This window comes from Rheinheimera sp. F8 (genome assembly GCF_001518915.1).
This window is the reverse complement of sequence record NZ_CP013656.1, coordinates 1,437,339-1,457,408: the sequence shown is the minus strand read 5'-3', so window position 1 is coordinate 1,457,408 and position 20,070 is coordinate 1,437,339. Positions and strand designations below refer to the sequence as shown.

Genomic DNA, 20,070 nt, shown 5'->3' with positions numbered 1-20,070 from the left:
AGATCACGCCAACCGCAGAGGGGGCGTGTTAATTAGATTCACAGGGCGCGAATTGTACGCAATTTCCCCTACCCTCGCAAGCACAAATATTAAAAAGATCATCAACCCACAAAAAGGATCGAGATTTAGTTTTGCCACTTTCGTTGTTGTTGTAGAATCCAGCCATTCTGGTTTCCTGAATTAACTGACCCCGCATGACGCTCGATGAAATCCGCTTACTGAGCCAGCACGATATGACTGCTGTGAATGAACATATTTTTTCTCAGCTGAATTCTGATGTTGCGCTGATCAACCAGCTCGGCATTTATATTGTTAACAGCGGCGGTAAGCGTTTACGCCCACTACTCGCGGTCCTTGCTGCACGCGCGCTCGGCTATCAGGGGGCGCAGCATATAACACTGGCGACCATTATTGAGTTTATCCACACAGCTACTTTACTGCATGATGACGTCGTCGATGAATCGATGCTACGTCGTGGTAAAGAAACTGCAAACGCGGTTTTCGGTAATCAGGCTAGCGTATTGGTCGGTGACTTTTTATACACCCGAGCCTTCCAGCTGATGGTGTCGTTGGAGCGTATGCGCGTCATGCAAATTCTGGCAGATGCAACCAACGTGATTGCAGAAGGTGAAGTACTGCAGTTGATGAACGTAAACGACCCTGACACAACGGAACAAAGTTATCTGCAGGTCATTTATTGCAAAACTGCGCGTTTGTTTGAAGCTGCAACCGAATTGGCTGCAATTCTTGCAGACAAAGACGCTGCAACCACAGAAGCTATGCGGCTTTATGGTCTGCACCTCGGTACTGCCTTCCAACTAATTGATGATGTCCTGGACTACCAGGCGGACGTAAATGAACTTGGTAAGAATATCGGCGACGATCTGGCTGAGGGCAAACCGACATTACCGTTGATCCATGCACTCAAGCACGGTAATCCGACGCAACAGGCATTAATTCGGGAAGCGATTATCGAAAGCAATGGGTTGCAGCACTTCGACGCGATTATGGCCGCTATGCACGATACAAACGCTTTTGGTTACACCCGAAATCTTGCGGAAAGGGAAGCTGAGTTGGCAAAACAGGCTATTGAGTTTTTGCCGCCAAGTCCTTACAAAGACGCTTTACTGACACTGGCGGATATCGCTGTGGAACGCTCTCACTAGAGTACCTGGTTGTCAGTACTAAAATGCAAAAAGCCAGCTGATGCTGGCTTTTTTATCAGGCCTGATATTAAGCCTTATTCACGAACTCTTCACCAAGCGCGATATCTGCTTTTAAAGTCGGCAGCATATCGTTCATTGCATTTTGTTCATATGCGCTCAAAGTACCAATGTCTAACAGTGCTTCGACGCCGTTTTTACCCAAAGTGATCGGCTGAGCGAAGAAACGTGCGTGCTCACCTTTGCCTTCCACATAAGCGTACTCAGTAACTGTCTCGCCTTGCAGGCCTTTGATCAGCGACACACAGAAACGTGCGGCAGCCTGGCCCATCGACAGCGTTGCCGATCCGCCACCCGCTTTGGCTTCAACCACTTCTGTACCGGCGTTCTGGATACGGTAAGTCAGAGCAGCAACTTCTTCGTCGGTAAATGTCACATCTTTAACTTGTGACAACAGTGGCAGAATAGTAGTACCACTGTGGCCACCAATCACCGGAACGATCAGTTCCGCAGGATTTTTACCTTTTAATTCCGCAATAAATGTTTCCGCGCGGATGACGTCCAGCGTCGTTACACCAAAAAGCCGTTTTGCATCATAGGTTCCGGCTTTTTTGAATACTTCAGCAGCGATTGCAACTGTTGTATTCACTGGGTTAGTGATCACACCGACCAGCGCTTTTGGACATTGAACAACAATGGCTTCGGCCAGGGTTTTCACCACACCGGCGTTGATGTTAAACAAATCAGAACGGTCCATACCAGGCTTGCGTGGCATACCGGCAGGGATCATAACAACATCTGCACCTGCTAACGCGGTATGCAAATCGTCTTTTCCATAACCCGTCACTTTTACCGCGGTTGGGATATGACTCAAGTCTACAGCAACACCCGGCGTCACCGGAGCCAGGTCGTATAACGCTAAATCAGTACCAGCAGGCAGATTTAACTTCAGTAATAAAGATAGGGCCTGACCTATACCACCAGCAGCACCTAAAACGGTAACTTTCATGCTTATCTCCAATTGTCGGTTCACCGAAAAAAACGCGCCAACAATACTGAAATACGGCGCAAATTACAAATGACTTATACCAAAGTAGCAGCACATTAATTAACCAGATCAATATAGGACAATATTCAGCAAAGCCCATGGATAATGGCATTCTTGCACGCAGCAAAGAATTCAGTGGATCCAACGGCGGTTTTTGCTATGGTATGCTTTGTTGCATGATGCTTGAGTAAGACTTAATTAAGTGAATTAACTGGTAACTATGACCAAACAAACCAAACAGGAAGCGCTGATCCAAGCCTTTAAAGCGCTGCTGAAAGAAGAAAGGTTCGGTTCACAGAGCGACATTGTGGATGCACTGAAAGCGGAAGGATTTGATAACGTCAGTCAGTCCAAAGTCTCGCGGATGTTGAGTAAATTCGGTGCTGTCCGTACCCGCAACGCCCGCCAGGAAATGGTCTATTGCCTGCCACCCGAATTGGGCGTGCCAACAACCAAAAGTCCACTTCGCCAGCTTGTCCTCGACATAGAACACAATGATGTGATGATTATTATCCGCACGAGTCCCGGCGCAGCCCAGTTGATCGCCAGACTGCTGGATTCGGTGGGTAAAGCCGAAGGTGTGCTGGGTACAATCGCCGGAGACGACACCATATTTATCGCACCAACCAGCGTGAAAAATATAAATTTCACATTGAAGAAAGTGACTGAATTATTTGAAAAGGTCTGAGTTTTTTGGATGCCTTGTCAATAAAAGCATCACAGACCTGCCTGGTCTTCAAGAAACGAGATAGATGGTGCGAAAAAAGCCGCGCCACTATCGGCTTGCACATAATCCAGTAACAAATCGTAGTTTTGCCCGCCCGAGTCGCCTAAACGCCGGTTGAGCCATGTCAGGTATGCTGTTGGCTCAGCTGAACAAGCCAGAATGACCAGCCCTTGGACCTTTAGCTGACCAAACGGCATATTTTGAAACACCAGCGGATAAAACTCACCAAAATCATCTGTCACAGCAGCCTTTACTGCATGACTTTGTTCATGTAGCTGTGCCATTGCCAATTGCTGTCCATCCAGTTTTCGCTGGCCAATAATGACTTCTTGTTGTTGTTGAGTCAGTTGTTGCCAGCGGTTTAAATCAAGTCGATATCGCTGATAGTACACATAGCTGCCCTGAGCTAACTCTGGCTGTGTTGTCTCAGATATCAGTGCTAACTCACGTTTTTTGCGGCCACGTGGCGATTGTGGCTGATCGATAAAACCGGTCAGATCACGGCCATCCATAAAACGAAAACAATGGGTTTGTTCGACCAGCTCAAGATGCGGCATCAGCTGTTGATAACATTGCTGAATAGCCAGATGCAAGACATCATAACGATCTGCCCGGATCTTCAGCAATACATCATAAGGCACGGCTGGCATCGCCAGATCGTCTACCAGCAGAGGAGAAAACGGCTGAAAATCCAAGGGCCGCAGCGCCGGATACAATGCGTCCCAATAACCTGGACCAATCGCAATGACCGCGTTCAGGTTGGCTTCGGAAAATTGCTCTGTGAGTTTTTGAATCAAACCCGGGATCCGCCCAAGCACTCGCCGGATATGCTGCTCGTGCCCATCTAAAGCGTTCATCAGCAACAACAACCCATGTAAGTTTGGTTCTGCACAGACACCTAATTGTTCTCTTGCCATAGTCCCAGCATTACAGTTATCAGATGCCGCCATGCTAACCAAAAAAGTTAGTGGCGCCAAATCTACGTGAACTTTGTGAGATATATCTCACATTTGAGTAGGCTAAAGCGCCTTTTGGTCAGCGATATCAAGCCAGCAACTTCAGTAAGTTGCTATTTTTATTAAATATTTTATATGTTGAGTGATTATTGAGTGACTCCAGCTAAGCCTATCTTGGCTCACAACAACAAAACTCTCATAAATTCAGGGCATAATTCTCTCACCGGACAGGAAGACATCACAGCAATGGTTGTGAAAGCTCAATCAAGGATGGTTGATAAGTCAGATTGTCATGGACAGGCTCAGGAAGAGCTGAGATTTCAGGGTGAAGTCTCTAGGGAAATGGACACCGGGAACGGTGGTGTTGGCAGGATGCCAGCCAATGGAGTAGTCGCTCCGGAGGAGCAGATGTTGTTCAGGGATTGAACAACACAACAAAGGACGCTACAGGATGTAGCAGCGGTGTCAGGATGATACCCAAAGGAACAGGACGCTACAGGATGTAGTAGCGGTATCAGGACGATACCCAAAGGAACAGGACGCTACAGGATGTAGCAGCGGTATCAGGACGATACCCAAAGGAACGGGACGCTACAGGATGTAGCAGCGGTATCAGGACGATACCCAAAGGAACAGGACGCTACAGGATGTAGCAGCGGTATCAGGATGGTACCTCAATGGAATGGAAAGCCAGGATTGGCTTGAAGTAGGACACTGCACTGGCAGCGTTTTATGAGCACGGATGTTAAAACCTTCACAGCGCGTGAATCTCCTTCGGGAGGCAGGGATGGATGCCCATTGGGCACAAAATGGAATTTGGCAAAGTATTACGGTAGCCGCTCCCCAAAAAGGAGCGGCTTTCCTGTTTTTATGGTTCTCATCATTGAATTTGTCTGCGCCTCGTGCGGCTCAGTCTGGTTCCAACTGCCTGCAACCCAACCAGATTGAGTTTCGCCCCGGTGACGCCTGTATCCCAACCCTGTCTTTAGCGGACTCATCCAACCCGGCAGGAACACCTACCTAAACATCGTGAACAGATGATGACTGACAGTTGAAATTTTTTTCATCGTACCTTTGCCTACTTTTCAGCTGGCATCTGCACTGATAGATTAGATTTTGTCCGCACATAAATAAAAAACCCCACAGGCTAGTACCAGTGGGGTCGTCTTAGAAGACAAAGGACAAGGATAGACGATTTGGTGGTAAGGGTTTAGTGTCCCGCTTCGGCAGTCATCACATGCACTGCCGGGCGGGATACTCGCTCCTGAGAAGCCCCACCGGCTCTCCTCAGGCTGCTTACTTTAAGGTCGACACAAATTCAGGGTATGCTTCAATACCACACTCAGAACGGTCTACACCTTCATATTCTTCCTGTTCACTGACCCGGATGCCCATAGTGGCTTTCAGCACACCCCAGACAATCAGACTGCAAACAAAGATCCAGACGAAGATAGTCGCGGCACCAATGAACTGCCCCAGGAACGATGCACTGTCTTTGGTCAGTGGCACAATCATCAGACCAAAGAAACCCACTACACCGTGCACTGAAATCGCACCAACCGGGTCATCAATTTTGATTTTGTCAAAACCGATAATCGCCGCAACCACCAGTACACCCGCTACCGCACCAAAAATCGTTGCTTGCAGTGGTGTTGGCGTTGATGGTTCAGCCGTGATAGCGACCAGACCTGCCAATGCACCGTTTAATACCATCGTTAAGTCCGCTTTACGGAACAGCACCATTGAAACGATCAGAGCAGATAAAGCACCACCCACTGCTGCAGCGTTGGTATTGACGAAAACCATCGCCACACCATGCGCGTTGCCGATGTCCGCAAGTTTCAACATAGAGCCGCCGTTAAAACCGAACCAGCCCATCCACAGGATTAATGTACCCAGAGTTGCCAATGGCATGTTTGAACCTGGGAATGCATGAGCTTTACCATCTTTGGTAAATTTACCTTTGCGGGCACCCAACAAAATTACACCTGCTAAAGCAGCTGCTGCGCCTGCCAAATGCACAATACCTGAACCAGCAAAATCAGAGAAACCAAAGTCAGCCAGGCTATACAAACCGAATACCGGTTGACCACCCCAGGTCCATGACCCTTCCATTGGATACAGCACACCGCACATCACCACTGCGAAGGCAAAAAATGCCCACAGTTTCATCCGCTCAGCGACTGCACCCGAGACGATTGACATCGCAGTAGCAACAAACACGACCTGGAAGAAGAAATCTGCAGCTTTAGAGTAAGCGGCTTTACCAGTGAAACCATTTTCACGGCTGGCAATACTGGCTAATGTCTCATCGACATTCATTGCTTCAATCCCGCTTAAGAAATACCCACCACCGTACATAAACTGGTAACCGCAGATTAAGTACATCAAACAGGCAATGGCATATAACACGAAGTTTTTCGTCAGAATTTCAGTAGTATTTTTTGCCCGGACTAAACCGGATTCCAACATGGCGAACCCAGCCGCCATCCACATAACTAAAGCGCCACACACCAGAAAATAGAAGGTGTCCATGGCAAACTGTAAATGATAAATCTGTTCTTGCATGATGAACTCCTGCTAGATCGCTTCTGCGTCGGTTTCGCCGGTACGGATCCGTACCACTTGCTCGAGGTCGTACACGAAAATTTTACCGTCACCGATCCGACCGGTGTGGGCGGCTTGCTGGATCGCCTGGATCAGGCGGTCGACATTTTCGTCCAGCGTCGCAATTTCCAATTTAACCTTCGGCAGGAAGTCCACCTGGTATTCCGCGCCACGGTACAGCTCTGTGTGGCCTTTTTGCCGCCCGAAACCTTTGACTTCCGTCACGGTCAGGCCTTCTATCCCAATGTCCGCAATCGCTTCACGGACATCGTCAAGCTTAAATGGCTTGATGATGGCTGTTACGAGTTTCATAGTTTTTATCCTCATTGATTCCCGGACCGGCGCAAATCGGCCCAGGCAACTTGTTGCTGTTGCTATTTGTATAAGAAAGTCGTGTGCCAAGTTTTTTATTTCTTTAAATACAGATAGATAGAACAAATCAGCAAGAATTGGATAAAAAAAACGCACCATGATGGTGCGCTTCTTCCCGTTGCAGGTGCAGCAGAAAACAATCAGGCTGGCAGAAATTGCTGCCAGGCCTGGAGCAGCCGGAGCAGATCTTCGACACCACATTCTGACTGAAGACTGGCGTCATCCGTATTGAGATCGGCTTCGATAAACTGGTCGTCCGGTTGAATTTGACCGCAGCTATGATGAAACACCCGCACCTCCATACGTTCGACGTGCAGCGAATACTCGCGACCGGCGAACTGATACTCATCATAAGGACCCAATGTACTGAGTTTGTCGGCCAACGGTTGATAACTCCGGGCATTTAAGTCGAATTCTTCCAACAAAAAACACTGCAAAGCATGTTGTTCTGACGGTAGTTTCAGCAGATATCGCCGGCTGTCAGCCAGATAAATAAAATCATGTTCCACTGTAACTTCTCTCCGGAAATACAGAGGCCCGCAATCGCGGGCCTCTTTGGCAAACTACTGCAACTAACTGAAATTAAACAGCTTGCTGCACAATCACATTCGATGCTTTGCTGGTGTACTGGCTCATCTGATGGAAGTTCAGGTAGCGGTAGGTATCCGCTGCCGTCGTTTCGATCTGCTTCGCATACTCCAGATACTCCGCAACCGTTGGTAAGCGACCGATGATAGACGCTACACCCGCCAGTTCAGCAGAGGCCAGGTACACATTGGCGCCCTGGCCTAAACGGTTCGGGAAGTTACGGGTTGAGGTTGACACTACTGTGGTGTTGTCGCCAACACGGGCCTGGTTACCCATACAGAGTGAACAACCCGGGATCTCGATCCGCGCACCGACGCGGCCGTAAATGCCGTAGTAACCTTCTTCGGTCAGCTGGTCTTTATCCATTTTGGTCGGTGGAGCGATCCACAGACGCGTCGGGATTTGACCTTTGAATTTGTCCAGCAGTTTACCGGCTGCACGGAAGTGACCGATGTTGGTCATACAGGAACCGATAAAGACTTCATCGATCTTCTCACCGGCGACTGCTGACAACAGACGGGCGTCATCCGGATCGTTTGGCGCACACAGGATTGGCTCTTTCACGTCAGCGAGGTCGATTTCGATCACCGCGGCGTATTCAGCATCCGCATCTGCACGTTCCAGTTTCGGATTGGCCAGCCAGGCTTCCATCGCGTTGATACGACGCTCAATAGTACGGATATCACCGTAACCTTCACTGATCATCCACTTCAGCATCACGATGTTCGATTGCAGATATTCACTGACTGAATTCTCCGACAGCGTGATAGTACAACCGGCAGCTGAACGTTCAGCAGAAGCATCTGACAACTCGAACGCCTGTTCAGCAGTTAGATGCTCCAGACCTTCGATTTCCAGCACGCGGCCAGAGAAGATGTTGACCTTGCCTTTTTTCTCCACCGTCAGCAAGCCTTGCTGAATCGCGTAATAAGGGATGGCATGGACCAGATCACGTAACGTGATACCTGGCTGCATCTCGCCTTTAAAGCGCACCAGCACAGACTCAGGCATATCCAGCGGCATGACACCTGTGGCTGCGGCGAATGCAACCAGACCTGAACCGGCCGGGAATGAAATCCCCAGCGGGAAACGCGTGTGTGAATCACCGCCGGTACCAACAGTATCCGGCAGCAACATGCGGTTTAACCAGCTGTGGATCACGCCGTCACCCGGACGCAGCGAAATACCACCGCGGTTCATGATGAAATCAGGCAGCGTGTGGTGTGTGTTTACATCCACTGGTTTCGGATACGCTGCTGTGTGACAGAATGACTGCATCACCAGGTCGGCAGAGAAACCTAAACAGGCCAGATCTTTTAACTCGTCACGCGTCATAGGACCGGTGGTGTCTTGTGAACCGACTGTCGTCATTTTTGGTTCACAGTATTGGCCAGGGCGAATACCTTTGACACCACAAGCTTTACCCACCAGTTTTTGCGCCAGCGTGAAGCCTTTGTTGGTAACTTCAGTCACCGCCGGACGTTCAAACACTGTTGAATGCGGCAGGCCCAGCGCTTCACGGGCTTTGTCAGTTAAACCACGACCGATGATCAGTGGAATACGGCCACCAGCGCGCACTTCGTCTAACAGTACGTTTGAACGCAGTTCAAAGGTTGAAATCACTTCATCAGTGCCGTGACGTTTGACCACGCCCTGATGTGGGAAAATGTCGATCACATCGCCCATCGCCATGCTGTTTACATCCAGCTCGATTGGCAGAGAGCCTGAATCTTCCATCGTGTTGAAGAAGATTGGTGCGATTTTGCCGCCTAAACAGACACCGCCAGTGCGTTTGTTTGGCACGAATGGCATGTCGTCACCCATGAACCACAATACTGAGTTGGTCGCAGATTTACGGCTTGAACCTGTGCCGACCACGTCACCGACGTACGCCAGCGGGAAGCCTTTGGCCAGCAGCGTTTCGATTTGTTTTACCGGGCCTTTTGCACCGGCAACGTCCGGCTCAATACCTTCACGGGCGTTTTTCAGCATCGCTAAAGCGTGCAGTGGGATATCCGGCCGTGACCAGGCATCCGGGGCTGGTGACAGATCGTCGGTATTGGTTTCACCAGTGACTTTAAACACAGTCACCGTGATTTTCTCAGGAATAGCAGGTTTGCTTAAGAACCACTCGGCATCGGCCCAGCTTTGCAACACGTTTTTCGCATGCTGGTTGCCTTTATCGGCTTTCGCTTTGACGTCATGGAAAGAATCAAACATCAGCAGCGTGTGAGACAGACCTTTGGCGGCGATAGCGCCTAACTTGTCGCTGTCCAGCAGGTCAATCATCGGCTGGATGTTATAACCACCGAACATAGTGCCCAGTAATTCTGTGGCGCGCTCGGCCGTCACTAACGGGCTTGGCACTTCGCCTTTTGCAACTGCTGTTAAAAAGCCGGCTTTGACATAAGCAGCTTCATCAACACCTGGTGGAATACGGTTTTCGAGTAAGTCGACGAGGAATGCTTCTTCGCCGACCGGAGGATTCTTTAATAATTCAACTAAGTCAGCCACTTGTTGCGCAGTCAGCGGCTTCGGAGGAATGCCTTGGGCGGCACGTTCAGCGACGTGTTCACGGTATTGTTGCAGCACGGTAATGTCCTCTGGTTGGTCCACCCGAGCCTGTGCTCAAGCGGGTTTGCAGCAAATCAAACGGCTGGATTATAAGAAAAATCAGCCACAAATGACACCGAAGTATATGCCGCACTGCTTATAGTGGCTATAAGTTTGATGAATGGTTAGCGTTTAAAACAATGATATGGGAAATTGTTGGGCAGGAATTCAGCTAAACGCCGATACCGCAGTTTGCACCGGTACGCCAAGTAGCAAAAAGGCCGCGGGGAGCGGCCTTTGATTTGATTGCAAGCTGGCAGATTAATTACCAGATTTTGACGCGGTTTTCCGGTGCGATGTACATCTTGTCGCCTGGTTTGACGTTAAATGCGTCGTAGAACTCAGGAATGTTCGACACGATACCAATAACACGGTATTCGCTTGGTGAATGTGGATCTGTGGTCAGCATGTTACGCAGATACTCTTCGCGACCTTTACGACGCCACACTTGTGACCAGCTCAGGAAGAAACGCTGTTCACCGGTGAAGCCATCCATGACTGGCGCTTCTTTACCTGCCAAAGACAGCTTGTAAGCCTTCAGCGCAACAGTCAGACCGCCCAGGTCACCGATGTTTTCACCCAGCGTCAGCTCGCCATTGACATGCATGCCTTCCAGTGGTGAGTACTGGTTGTATTGTGCCACCAGCTGCTTGCCGCGTTTTTCGAATTCAGCTTTATCCGCATCGGTCCACCAGTTGCGCAGGTTACCGTCGCCGTCAAACTTGGCGCCCTGGTCGTCAAAACCGTGGCCCAGTTCATGGCCGATCACCGCACCGATACCACCGTAGTTCACTGCATCATCGGCATCCAGATTAAAGAATGGCGGTTGCAGGATCGCGGCCGGGAACACGATTTCGTTGTTCACCGGGTTGTAGTAGGCGTTGACGGTTTGTGGGGTCATAAACCATTCTGAACGGTCAACTGGTTTGCCAAGCTTGGCCGTCATCTGGCTGTAGGCGAACTGTGCAGCCGCTTTATAGTTGCTGACCAGATCGTCGGCTTTGATGCTCAGGTTGCTGTAGTCTTTCCATTTATCCGGGTAACCGATTTTTGGTGTGAACTTGTTCAGCTTCTCATGCGCGGCTTTTTTCGTTTCCGGCGTCATCCATTCCAGCGTATCGATGCTCTGGTGATAAGCTTTGATCAGATTGTCGACCAGCACTTTCATCCGCTCTTTGGCTTCTGGTTTGAAGTGTTGTTCGACGTATAGTTTGCCAACGATTTCGCCGAGCACTTCATCAGAAGCATTCACGGCTTTTTTCCAGCGTGGTTGCTGCTCTTTGGTACCTGACAGTACGGTACCGTAGAAGGCGAACTGACGATCAACAAAAGCTTTGCTCAATTTGGCTGAATATTCAGACACAAAGCGGATGCTCAGGTAGTCTTTCCAGGTTTGCAGATCGGTGTCTTTATAGATCCCGGCAAAAGCTTCGAAGTAGCTTGGCTGTTCAACGATGATGTCTGACACGCCATCCAGCTTGACGACTTTGGCATACTCTTCCCAAGGGAAAGCACCCAGTTTGGCGGTTAAATCTGCTTTGCTGAACTTATTGTAAGTCTTATCGGCGTCGCGGTTTTCTACGCGGCTCCAGTGTTTCTCTGCAATTTTCAGTTCCAGCGCATAGATGCGCTCCGCCGCTTTCGCAGGATCTGCTACGCCGGCTAAGGTCAGCATGTCGACCAGATATTTCTGATATTCGGTGCGGATTGTGTCGAACTTCGCGTCTTTGTTGAAGTAATAATCTTTATCCGGTAAACCCAGACCGCTTTGGCCCAGATACAACGCGTTTTGCGTTGAGGCTTTGGCGTCGTTATTGACGTACCAGCCAAATGGCAGACTGGTGCCAGCCAGCTGGAATTCACCCATCACGCGGGCCAGCTCAGTGTGGTCTTTGATCGCAGCGATTTTGTCTAAATCGGCTTTGATTGGCGCGACGCCTTTGGCTTCGATGCCGGCTTCGTCCATATAGCTGGTGTAGAAATCACCCAGCTTCTGTTCGTCAGTACCCGCTACTTTATCTTTTTTCGCGGCAGCAGATTCGATAATAGTGCGCATTGCCACTTGTGAATCGTCGTACAGCTTGGTGAAAGAACCGTAGTTGGATTTGTCGGCCGGGATCTCGGTTTTTTGTAACCAGGTACCGTTTACGCTGTAGAAGAAGTTTTCAGTATGTTTGACCGCCGGGTCAAAGTTTTCCTGCTCAACACCGGATACCAGTGTTTTGGCCGGAACGGCGGCGACTGCCGGAGCTTCAGCCGGAGCCTGTGCGGCTTTTTCGCAGCCGGTCAGACCAAGCGCCAGTGCAACACTGAGCGCCAGTACAGAGATATTTTTCATCGGGATAATTCCTGGTTGATTTTTATAAGACCCTGAGTCTTAGGCGGATGCGGATCGGGATGCAGCCTGCTGCAGATGCGCCTGAACTCTGCTTGCATGGTAACGCGGCGCACGTCAGCCGACAACGATAGCAACGGGCAAGTTGTAACGAAATGCAACAAAACACCGCATCAGGTGTAAAACTTCTTTACAGCAACAGCGCAAAATGGCCACTAACCGGCGGTTAATTCAGCAACGGCTGGCCGGCCAGATGCTGGTAATGCCGCTGCAGATTCTCAATGCGAGGCAATGCCTGATGCGACGAATAAGGTTTAAATAACAACAGCACTTTTAATACGCCCTGATACGCCTGCGCCTGATCGATCGCCGCCTGCGGCGCCTGCGTTTTCAGGTAACTGATCCAGAAAGTCACTACCAGTTTGATGGTGTGAGCGAAGTTGGCGATATCAGCGTCATCTATTTCAATGACATCGGCCGCTTTTAATGCCTGTAACACTGAGACTACTTTGCTTTGTACACCTTTTTGCACCAGCAGATAATCCTGCTGCAGCAATGGGTCGCGGCTGAGGATATCCGGCAGGTTGGCGTAAAAAAAGTGAAAGCGCCACATCAGTTCAAATACGGTATCCAAATATTGCGCTAATGCATCCAGCGCCTCGGAATGCCGGCTTGGCGGCTGCAGACGGCTGTCCAGCAATTTGGCATATTCTTTAAAAATCTGCCGGACAATGTCTTCTTTGTTCCTGAAATGGTAATACAGATTACCCGGACTGATACCGAGATGGGCAGCAATATGGTTGGTGGTGATTTGACGCTCGCCTTGCTGGTTAAACAACTCGATGCTGGCTTGTAATATTTTATCTTTAGTGCGCAACTTCTTGTCCATGACCGGCACGGGCTTATAGTGAAAGGGATTATTTTGTTATAGTAACGTCAAATCGAAAAAAAATACCAGCCCTGCCTGCGCCAGCCTGCGCCGGTACCGCTGCGACCACAGGCGCCCACGATGAAAACCAAAGCAATTTATCCCGGGACTTTTGACCCGCTGACCAATGGCCATACCGATTTAGTCATCCGCGCGGCCCGCCTATTTGATGAAGTGATCCTGGCCGTAGCCGCCAATCCGAGTAAACAGCCGATGTTCAGTCTGGAAGAACGGGTTGCGCTGGCACAGCAGGTGTTCGCCGATCTGCCGAACGTGCAGGTTGTCGGATTCGCCGGCTTGCTGGCTGAATTTGGCCGCATCCATCAGGCACAGGTGTTAATCCGTGGGGTGCGGGCTGTCGCTGATTTTGAGTATGAATTCCAGCTCGCCAGCATGAACCGGCAGCTCAATCCTGACCTCGACAGTCTGTTTATGACCCCGTCAGAAAAAAACATGTTTATCTCCTCTACGCTGGTCAAAGAAGTGGCGCGGCATGGTGGAGATGTTTCCCCTTTTGTCGCACCGCAAGTGCTGGATGCGCTGAACCGGAAGTTAGGCCGATGAAATTAAAGCTGTTAACGCTGTCATTCACTCTGGCGCTTTGTACCGCGCCTGCAATAGCGACCCCATGGCTGGACACCCAGGACAATTATCTGCGTCAGTCGTTACAAAGTCTGGCGCAAGCCGGATTGTTAACCGGGCCAGTCAACACTTATCCGATCATGTGGAAGAATATTGCCATCGATTTAAATCGGATCGACAGCGCGGCCTTAAGCCCGGAGCTGCAATTCGCTGTGGCGCATTTACGCAGTGCGTTACATGCCAACCGCGGTGAGCGTCAGTCCGGGGTAAAAATCAAAGCGAACAGCGCGACATCGAACCATCAACATTTTGGCGAAAGCTATTTTGAAGATGCGGCGCTGAGTCTGTTTCAGGAAGTACAAAGTGATTCAGTCGCCGGCCGCTTGCAAGTCAATCGCCGTGCACTGGCCGATGACAGCACCGAACAAGCCAGCACGCTGGATGGCAGCTATCTGGCGTTGATCCGCGGCAACTGGGTATTGCAGGTCGACCAGACGCCTGTCTGGTGGGGACCGGGTCAACAAAGCAGTTTATTACTCAGTAATAATGCGCGGCCGATGCCCAGTGTGCGGCTGACGCGTCATGGCTGGCAACCAGATGAACGCAGTTGGTTGCGCTGGCTGGGTCCCTGGTCGGCCACGACTTTCCTTGGCTACGGTCAGCACAACAGTGTGGTACCACAAACCCGTTATTGGGGGGGGCGCCTGACGTTAAGGCCAGTTCCTGCCATTGAATTGGGGGCCAGCCGTGTGATCCAATGGGGTGGCCAGGGCCGCAGTAATGGCTTCAGTACTTTGTGGGATCTGGTGAGCTATGACAAACGTGATGAAATCCCGGCCGACCAGCGTGCTGCGCTTGATGCCGCCTGGCACCTGCAACTGGCTGGTTTTCCGCTGACGCTTTATACCGAACTGGCCGACGATGACAATCAAAGTGGTACACCGGATCAGTTATTACAACTGTGGGGGGTGCGCAGTTATTTTGGTGAAACCGACGGCATTCACACGCTTAACTTTGAATATTCAGATACATACCTGAAATGCGCCGACCAGCTGGAACCCGGTGATTGTGCGTATCAGGGCGGACTTTATCCGGACGGGTATCGCCGCTACGGCCGCATTATCGGCAGCGGTTATGGCGCTGATGCAGAGGTGTTGAGCAGCGCCTATCATTATCAGACCTTAGGCGGCATCAGTTGGTCAGCACAATTGACGCTGGCACGCTATCATCAGGCGGCCTTGTCAGATACCAGCTGGCAGCTGAAGCTGGAACATCGGCGCGGCTTGTTTGACGGCTTACTCAGTCTGCAACTTCGTTACTTGCAGCAGTCACCATTGCGGCCAGAGCTGGACCATCAGGTCAGTGCGGCTGGCAGCTGGGAATACCGGTTCTAAGCGATTTCTCACCGCGCGGCGTGAGAGGACGGAGCGTGGATCTGCGTGAAAAGATGGTTAGCGTTCGGGAACAGCTTAACTGGCTGCCTATTGCTGCTGGCATTTTCGGCCACAGCTGTGATTGCTGTTGAAAATACCGGGGCCAGCCAGATCCGGGTACCGAAACCGCGCTCTGTCCACGATGTATCCCATCAGTATTATATGGAACTGCTGCACAAAGCTTTGCACAAAGCCGCTGCCGGGCGGCCCCTGCCCGATATCCTGCCAGTAGCTGAAATGGAACAGGGCCGCGCTGTACGCGAATTGCAAAAAGGTCAGATCATCGACTTATTTTGGATGGGGACTGACCGCGACAAAGAACAACAACTCCGAGCCATCCGTATCCCGCTGGAGCGCGGCCTGATGGGCTTCCGGATGCTGACTATTCAACGTAATCAACTGGAAAAATTCAGCCAGATCAGCAATCTGCAACAACTTCATAAACTGACTGCCTACCAGGGTCTGAGCTGGCCTGATACGAAGATCCTGCAACAAGCGGGTTTAAAAGTGCTGACCTCACCAGTCTATGAAAACCTGTTTAAACAGGTCAATGCCGGCCGATGTGATTATTTTCCTCGCGGCTTACATGAAGGCCAGACCGAACTGCGTGAACGCGCAGCTTTGTATCCCGGCTTGATGCGTTATCCAGATATGATGCTGCACTACCCTTTTGCCATCTATTTTTTTACCGGCAAACAAAATGAAGCATTGGCGAAGTGGGTAGAACAGGGGTTGCAACTGATGATCAACGATGGCGAATTACTGAAACATATGCAACAACACCCACTGACAGCGCATGTATTTCCACTGAGTCAGTTCACCATGGCGCATTGGCTGGAACTAGCCAATCCGGGCCTGAGCCCGGATACAGATTATACCGACCGCCGCTATTGGTTTGTGCCGGCCGATTTCACTGGTTCAGAGTTTGATAAAAATCTGCCGGCGGTACAACCAGAGGGACAAAGCCCAGAACAGCACCACATGTAACAGCGCAAACACCAGCGATGCCAGTTGCAGTGGCATGAGCACTGATAAACCGTCATACAACAACCCGGCGACTGACTGAGTCCCCTCACCTGCCGACCAACTGAGCCAACGCCCGGTCGCCACGGCAAACATCCAGCTCAGCATATAAATAAACAACGGGTTGGTGCCATAAATCCGCAGCGGTTCAGTCAGCCGGGTCGCTTTACGGATGTCCACCAGATACACCAGCACCGCCAGCAACCACAATAACAAACCACAACTCAGCGCCACATAAGTACCGGACCACAACGCTTTATTCACCGGCCAGAACCAATGCCCTGCCAGCGCCAGAATAATCAACGCCGCACCAAAGGCAACAAGGTCACGTACTGCTTGCTGCGGTGCTTTGCCTTTGAGGCCAGTCGCAACCAGATAACCCAGCAGCACGTTAACAGTGGCCGGCAAGGTACTTAATAAACCTTCGGGGTCAAACGGTATGCCAAAACCCTGATAGACATGGGCCGCGCCAAACACAGCCAGATCCAGTGTGCGGACGATATTCTGTTCCAGCGAAAATGGCGCTGGCGATAGCTGTAACAATGCAAAATAACCGCCAAGCAACAGCAGAATCGCCGCCCAAAGCCCGCGTTTGGGCAAGCTCAGGATCAGCACGGCGGCAATGACATAACAGATGGCGATACGTTGCAACACGCCGGGAATGCGCAGTGTCGACAGCTCCGGATGACTTAAAAAATTCAGCAACAAACCACAGCCAAACATCAGCAGGCCACGTTTAAAAATTTTCTGTAGCATGGAGCCATCAAGTCGCGCATCTTTCAGTGAAAACGCCATCGCCGCGCCGACGACAAACAAAAAGCCCGGAAACACGATATCGGCAAAGGTGAAACCATCCCAACTGGCATGCAGCAGTGGGCTATACACATGCGACCAGCTGCCTGGTGTATTGACCAGAATCATCAGCGCAATCGCGAGTCCGCGCAGCACATCCAGCGCGTAAAACCGTCCGGTATTTTGCATTTTTATTGTTCTCCGGTTGCTAAAACACAACAGGGCTGACGTTGTCAGCCCTGAGACTCCTATCTACCAGCAGTGGTTACCACTGTCGTTTTTTGTAGCCGCTAAAGGCGTAGTACAGGATAAAGGCGTAACAGGGGATCATCATCCAGTAAGCGCCCTGAGCATCACCGGACGCTGTAGACAGATAGCCATAGATTTTTGGCAATACAGCACCACCAGCAATCCCCATGATCAGTAACGCAGATGCGGTTGCGGTGAATTTACCCAGACCTTCCAACGCCAGTGGCCATACTGCTGGCCACACCAGCGCATTGGCAAAACCGAGCATCGCCAGGAACAGGACAGTATCAGGCACAGTTGGAATACCAGCCCAGCCAAATAAGACCGCCGACAACTGGTGGCTTTCAGCCGAACCAAACATCACGCCCAGCGTAAACAGGATGCCAAACAGCGCCGAGCCTTGCAGCGCGCGCGGTTGCGACAGATATTTCGGAATGCAGCTGACACCAACCAGATAACCTAACACCATGAATACCATCGTATAAGATGTCAGTGCGCCCCAATGCGACACATTCAGGTGCTGACCGTACAGACCAATGGTATCGCCGGCGATCACTTCGACACCGACATAAAAAAACAACGCCGCCACACCCAGCATCAGTTGCGGGAACTGCAGCACAGAGGTGCGATGCTCCGGCGCCACACCTTGCTCAACGGGTTGCTCCAGCTCAGGTTCAGGTAATGGTGAGAACTTCACAAAGGCCATCAACGCCAGCAGCGCAACGGTCATATAAATGTATGGGGTGACCAGACGGTTGGATAACTCCGCAATGCGGCTGGCTTTCTCTTCTTCGCTCAGCGCTGCCAGTACTTCTGGCGTGAACTGGTCCATACCGGTCAGGATCCAGGCGGTGAAAATCAGCGGCACTAACACGCCAGCGCCTTTATTCACCAAGCCCATGATACTGATGCGCATCGCAGCTGTTTCGCGTGGGCCAATACATACGATGTACGGATTCGATGCAGTTTGCAGAATGGTTAAACCGGTACCAAGCGTGAATAAGGCGACCAGAAACAAGCTATACAAAGTGGTTTGTGCTGCCGGAATAAACAACAGCGCACCGGCGGCCATAATACCAAGACCGGCCACCATGCCGTTTTTATAGCCAACTTTGTTCAGTACCCACGACATCGGTAACGCCATCACCACATAGGCGATGTAAAATGCAAAAGTCACCCACATCGCCTGCGATTCGGTCAGATGACACACCAGCTTCAGGAACGGGATCAAAGATCCGTTTAGCCAGGTGACGAAACCAAACACAAAAAACAAAGTCCCGATGATCACCATCGGTAACACCGTATTTTTTTGCTGCGGTCGTTCCAATACCGTATCCATATTCACCTCTTTATCGGTTGTTATTATGAGAGTTGGCGCAGGCGCCAGACTGATTGCCCTGTGATGTTTCTACTTGTTGTCAGTTAAAACTATTTAAACGCCTTACCAGCGATATAGCACTGTTGTACCACGCCTTGGGCGTCGAGCAGTACCAGATCGGCCCGATAACCCGACAGGATCCGGCCATGACGACTGGCAATGCCCAAAAACTCTGCCGGATATAACGCAGCCATCCGCAGCGCTTCGCCTTGCTCAATACCGAGTTCTGTCACGGCATACTGCACGGCGCCAGCCATATCCAGTACGGAACCGGCCAGCGAGCCGGCATCATTGGTCAGTTTGTTGCCGACGCGGGTAACTTTACCGGCAAAAAACGGGAATTCGGTGTCAGCGGTGCCCACCGGTGACATCGCATCGGTGACAATCAACATTTTGCCGCGGGGTTTAGCCGCCAGCGCCAGTTTTGCCGCCACCGGATGCACATGATGGCCGTCAAAAATGATGCCGCACCAGCTGTTACGATCAGCGAGCGCGACGCCCACCATGCCGGGTTCGCGCGAGGTCAGCGGCGACATAGCGTTGTATAAATGGGTAAAACCGGTCGCTCCGGCGGCCAGCGCCGCTTCAACCGTTGCGCCATCGGCGTTGGAATGGCCGAGGCAAACAATGACGTTCAGTTCGACTAGCTGACGGATTTGCTCCGGTGTGACGTTTTCCGGCGCGACGGTGACCAGCTTAATACCAAGGTCAGTGCGGCCATACAACGCCAGCTCATCTGCCGTGAGACCGCGGATATGTTCGGTCGGATGCACGCCGCGTTTAGGAACTGATAAATGCGGGCCTTCAAAATGCACACCGAGAATACCGGGTTCACCGGCGGCAACTGCTGCGGCAATGGCATCGGCGCATTGTTGCATTGTGGCAACAGAGTCGGTGATCACCGTTGGCAGCATCGCGGTGGTACCAAAACCGGCATGGGCTTTGAGCATGGTGCGCAGACTGTCGATAGTGGGCGCTGTGTTAAATAAAGCACCGCCGCCACCATTAACCTGCACATCAATAAAACCGGGGACCAGCGTCAGGTCAGTACATTCAGCTGGGGCACAGGCTGCGATCCGGGTGATGACGCCTTGTTCGGCCGTCACCCTAACGTTGGAATGCCACTGTTCGCCATCAAATAACCGCGCGACTGACCACTGCTGTTGCGTGGATTGCTGCATCAATTCCGCTCCTCTAATCCTGACCTGTCCAGCTTGCCAGCAGTCATACTACGTCAGACACAAGAAAAACGAAACCATTCGGATCTAAAAAACGG

General features: G+C 51.0%; 16 protein-coding genes. 5 read left to right on the top strand and 11 right to left on the bottom strand.

The annotated features are described in order from the left end of the window. The first annotated feature begins 194 nt into the window (after positions 1-194). Positions 195-1,166: an octaprenyl diphosphate synthase gene (gene ispB / locus ATY27_RS06655; protein WP_208932067.1), complete on the top strand. Its 972-nt coding sequence runs from the start codon at positions 195-197 to the stop codon at positions 1,164-1,166. Positions 1,167-1,233: 67 nt separating this feature from the next. Here the strand turns inward: ispB and mdh are convergent, their stop codons facing one another. After that, positions 1,234-2,172 carry a malate dehydrogenase gene (gene mdh / locus ATY27_RS06650; RefSeq protein ID WP_208932068.1) on the bottom strand — a complete coding sequence of 313 codons (939 nt, stop codon included), beginning with the start codon at positions 2,170-2,172 and terminating at the stop codon, positions 1,234-1,236. A 259-nt stretch (positions 2,173-2,431) separates the two neighbouring features. Here mdh and argR point away from each other — a divergent pair, with 259 nt between their 5' ends. Then, positions 2,432-2,899, top strand: a complete 468-nt coding sequence (gene argR, locus ATY27_RS06645; RefSeq protein WP_208932069.1) for a transcriptional regulator ArgR — start codon at positions 2,432-2,434, stop codon at positions 2,897-2,899. A 29-nt stretch (positions 2,900-2,928) separates the two neighbouring features. Here argR and ATY27_RS06640 read toward each other — a convergent pair whose 3' ends face one another. From ATY27_RS06640 to ATY27_RS06610, 7 genes are all read right to left on the bottom strand, one after another. Further along, complete coding sequence (locus ATY27_RS06640) at positions 2,929-3,855, bottom strand: Dyp-type peroxidase (RefSeq protein ID WP_208932070.1); 927 nt, start codon at positions 3,853-3,855, stop codon at positions 2,929-2,931. Positions 3,856-5,190: 1,335 nt separating this feature from the next. Then, on the bottom strand, positions 5,191-6,462 hold the full coding sequence (locus ATY27_RS06635; protein WP_208932071.1) for an ammonium transporter: 1,272 nt from the start codon (positions 6,460-6,462) through the stop codon (positions 5,191-5,193). Between the two features lie 12 nt (positions 6,463-6,474). Continuing rightward, on the bottom strand, positions 6,475-6,813 hold the full coding sequence (gene glnK / locus ATY27_RS06630; protein WP_208932072.1) for a P-II family nitrogen regulator: 339 nt from the start codon (positions 6,811-6,813) through the stop codon (positions 6,475-6,477). 200 nt (positions 6,814-7,013) lie between these two features. Next, positions 7,014-7,382 (bottom strand): YacL family protein, encoded by a 369-nt coding sequence (locus tag ATY27_RS06625; protein ID WP_208932073.1) that lies wholly within the window; start codon positions 7,380-7,382, stop codon positions 7,014-7,016. 73 nt (positions 7,383-7,455) lie between these two features. Further along, the gene (gene acnB, locus ATY27_RS06620; RefSeq protein WP_208932074.1) at positions 7,456-10,053 is read right to left on the bottom strand and encodes a bifunctional aconitate hydratase 2/2-methylisocitrate dehydratase; all 2,598 of its coding nucleotides are present in this window, start codon (positions 10,051-10,053) and stop codon (positions 7,456-7,458) included. A 286-nt stretch (positions 10,054-10,339) separates the two neighbouring features. Continuing rightward, entirely contained in the window at positions 10,340-12,412 is a 2,073-nt protein-coding gene (locus tag ATY27_RS06615; RefSeq protein WP_208932075.1) for a M13-type metalloendopeptidase, read from the bottom strand. Positions 12,413-12,635: 223 nt separating this feature from the next. Then, a complete protein-coding gene (locus ATY27_RS06610) occupies positions 12,636-13,298 on the bottom strand; it encodes a TetR/AcrR family transcriptional regulator (RefSeq protein ID WP_208932076.1) in 663 nt (220 codons plus the stop codon). A gap of 120 nt (positions 13,299-13,418) precedes the next feature. Between ATY27_RS06610 and coaD the strand changes: the two genes are divergently transcribed. Genes coaD through ATY27_RS06595 form a run of 3 tightly spaced genes read left to right on the top strand, consistent with a single transcriptional unit; the run spans position 13,419 to position 16,339 of the window. Then, positions 13,419-13,901 carry a pantetheine-phosphate adenylyltransferase gene (gene coaD, locus ATY27_RS06605; protein WP_208932077.1) on the top strand — a complete coding sequence of 161 codons (483 nt, stop codon included), beginning with the start codon at positions 13,419-13,421 and terminating at the stop codon, positions 13,899-13,901. Continuing rightward, complete coding sequence (locus ATY27_RS06600) at positions 13,898-15,313, top strand: capsule assembly Wzi family protein (protein ID WP_208932078.1); 1,416 nt, start codon at positions 13,898-13,900, stop codon at positions 15,311-15,313. The genes coaD and ATY27_RS06600 overlap by 4 nt, the downstream gene beginning before the upstream one ends. 45 nt (positions 15,314-15,358) lie before the next feature. Continuing rightward, a complete protein-coding gene (locus tag ATY27_RS06595; protein ID WP_208932079.1) occupies positions 15,359-16,339 on the top strand; it encodes a hypothetical protein in 981 nt (326 codons plus the stop codon). Here ATY27_RS06595 and ATY27_RS06590 read toward each other — a convergent pair. From ATY27_RS06590 to nagA, 3 genes are all read right to left on the bottom strand, one after another. Next, the gene (locus tag ATY27_RS06590; RefSeq protein ID WP_208932080.1) at positions 16,271-17,356 is read right to left on the bottom strand and encodes a heparan-alpha-glucosaminide N-acetyltransferase domain-containing protein; all 1,086 of its coding nucleotides are present in this window, start codon (positions 17,354-17,356) and stop codon (positions 16,271-16,273) included. The two genes, ATY27_RS06595 and ATY27_RS06590, sit on opposite strands and share 69 nt — an antisense overlap. 76 nt (positions 17,357-17,432) lie before the next feature. Beyond that, on the bottom strand, positions 17,433-18,755 hold the full coding sequence (locus ATY27_RS06585; RefSeq protein ID WP_208932081.1) for a sugar MFS transporter: 1,323 nt from the start codon (positions 18,753-18,755) through the stop codon (positions 17,433-17,435). An 89-nt stretch (positions 18,756-18,844) separates the two neighbouring features. Further along, positions 18,845-19,975, bottom strand: coding sequence for an N-acetylglucosamine-6-phosphate deacetylase (nagA, locus tag ATY27_RS06580; protein ID WP_208932082.1), 1,131 nt, complete (start codon positions 19,973-19,975; stop codon positions 18,845-18,847). Between the last annotated feature and the right edge of the window lie 95 nt (positions 19,976-20,070).

Excerpts from the sequence above, each read along its gene's own strand:
- ispB (WP_208932067.1), top strand. The coding sequence starts at position 195 with ATGACGCTCGATGAAATCCGCTTACTGAGCCAGCACGATATGACTGCT.
- mdh (WP_208932068.1), bottom strand. The coding sequence starts at position 2,172 with ATGAAAGTTACCGTTTTAGGTGCTGCTGGTGGTATAGGTCAGGCCCTA.
- argR (WP_208932069.1), top strand. The coding sequence starts at position 2,432 with ATGACCAAACAAACCAAACAGGAAGCGCTGATCCAAGCCTTTAAAGCG.
- ATY27_RS06640 (WP_208932070.1), bottom strand. The coding sequence starts at position 3,855 with ATGGCAAGAGAACAATTAGGTGTCTGTGCAGAACCAAACTTACATGGG.
- ATY27_RS06635 (WP_208932071.1), bottom strand. The coding sequence starts at position 6,462 with ATGCAAGAACAGATTTATCATTTACAGTTTGCCATGGACACCTTCTAT.
- glnK (WP_208932072.1), bottom strand. The coding sequence starts at position 6,813 with ATGAAACTCGTAACAGCCATCATCAAGCCATTTAAGCTTGACGATGTC.
- ATY27_RS06615 (WP_208932075.1), bottom strand. The coding sequence starts at position 12,412 with ATGAAAAATATCTCTGTACTGGCGCTCAGTGTTGCACTGGCGCTTGGT.
- ATY27_RS06610 (WP_208932076.1), bottom strand. The coding sequence starts at position 13,298 with ATGGACAAGAAGTTGCGCACTAAAGATAAAATATTACAAGCCAGCATC.
- coaD (WP_208932077.1), top strand. The coding sequence starts at position 13,419 with ATGAAAACCAAAGCAATTTATCCCGGGACTTTTGACCCGCTGACCAAT.
- ATY27_RS06600 (WP_208932078.1), top strand. The coding sequence starts at position 13,898 with ATGAAATTAAAGCTGTTAACGCTGTCATTCACTCTGGCGCTTTGTACC.
- ATY27_RS06590 (WP_208932080.1), bottom strand. The coding sequence starts at position 17,356 with ATGCAAAATACCGGACGGTTTTACGCGCTGGATGTGCTGCGCGGACTC.
- ATY27_RS06585 (WP_208932081.1), bottom strand. The coding sequence starts at position 18,755 with ATGGATACGGTATTGGAACGACCGCAGCAAAAAAATACGGTGTTACCG.
- nagA (WP_208932082.1), bottom strand. The coding sequence starts at position 19,975 with ATGCAGCAATCCACGCAACAGCAGTGGTCAGTCGCGCGGTTATTTGAT.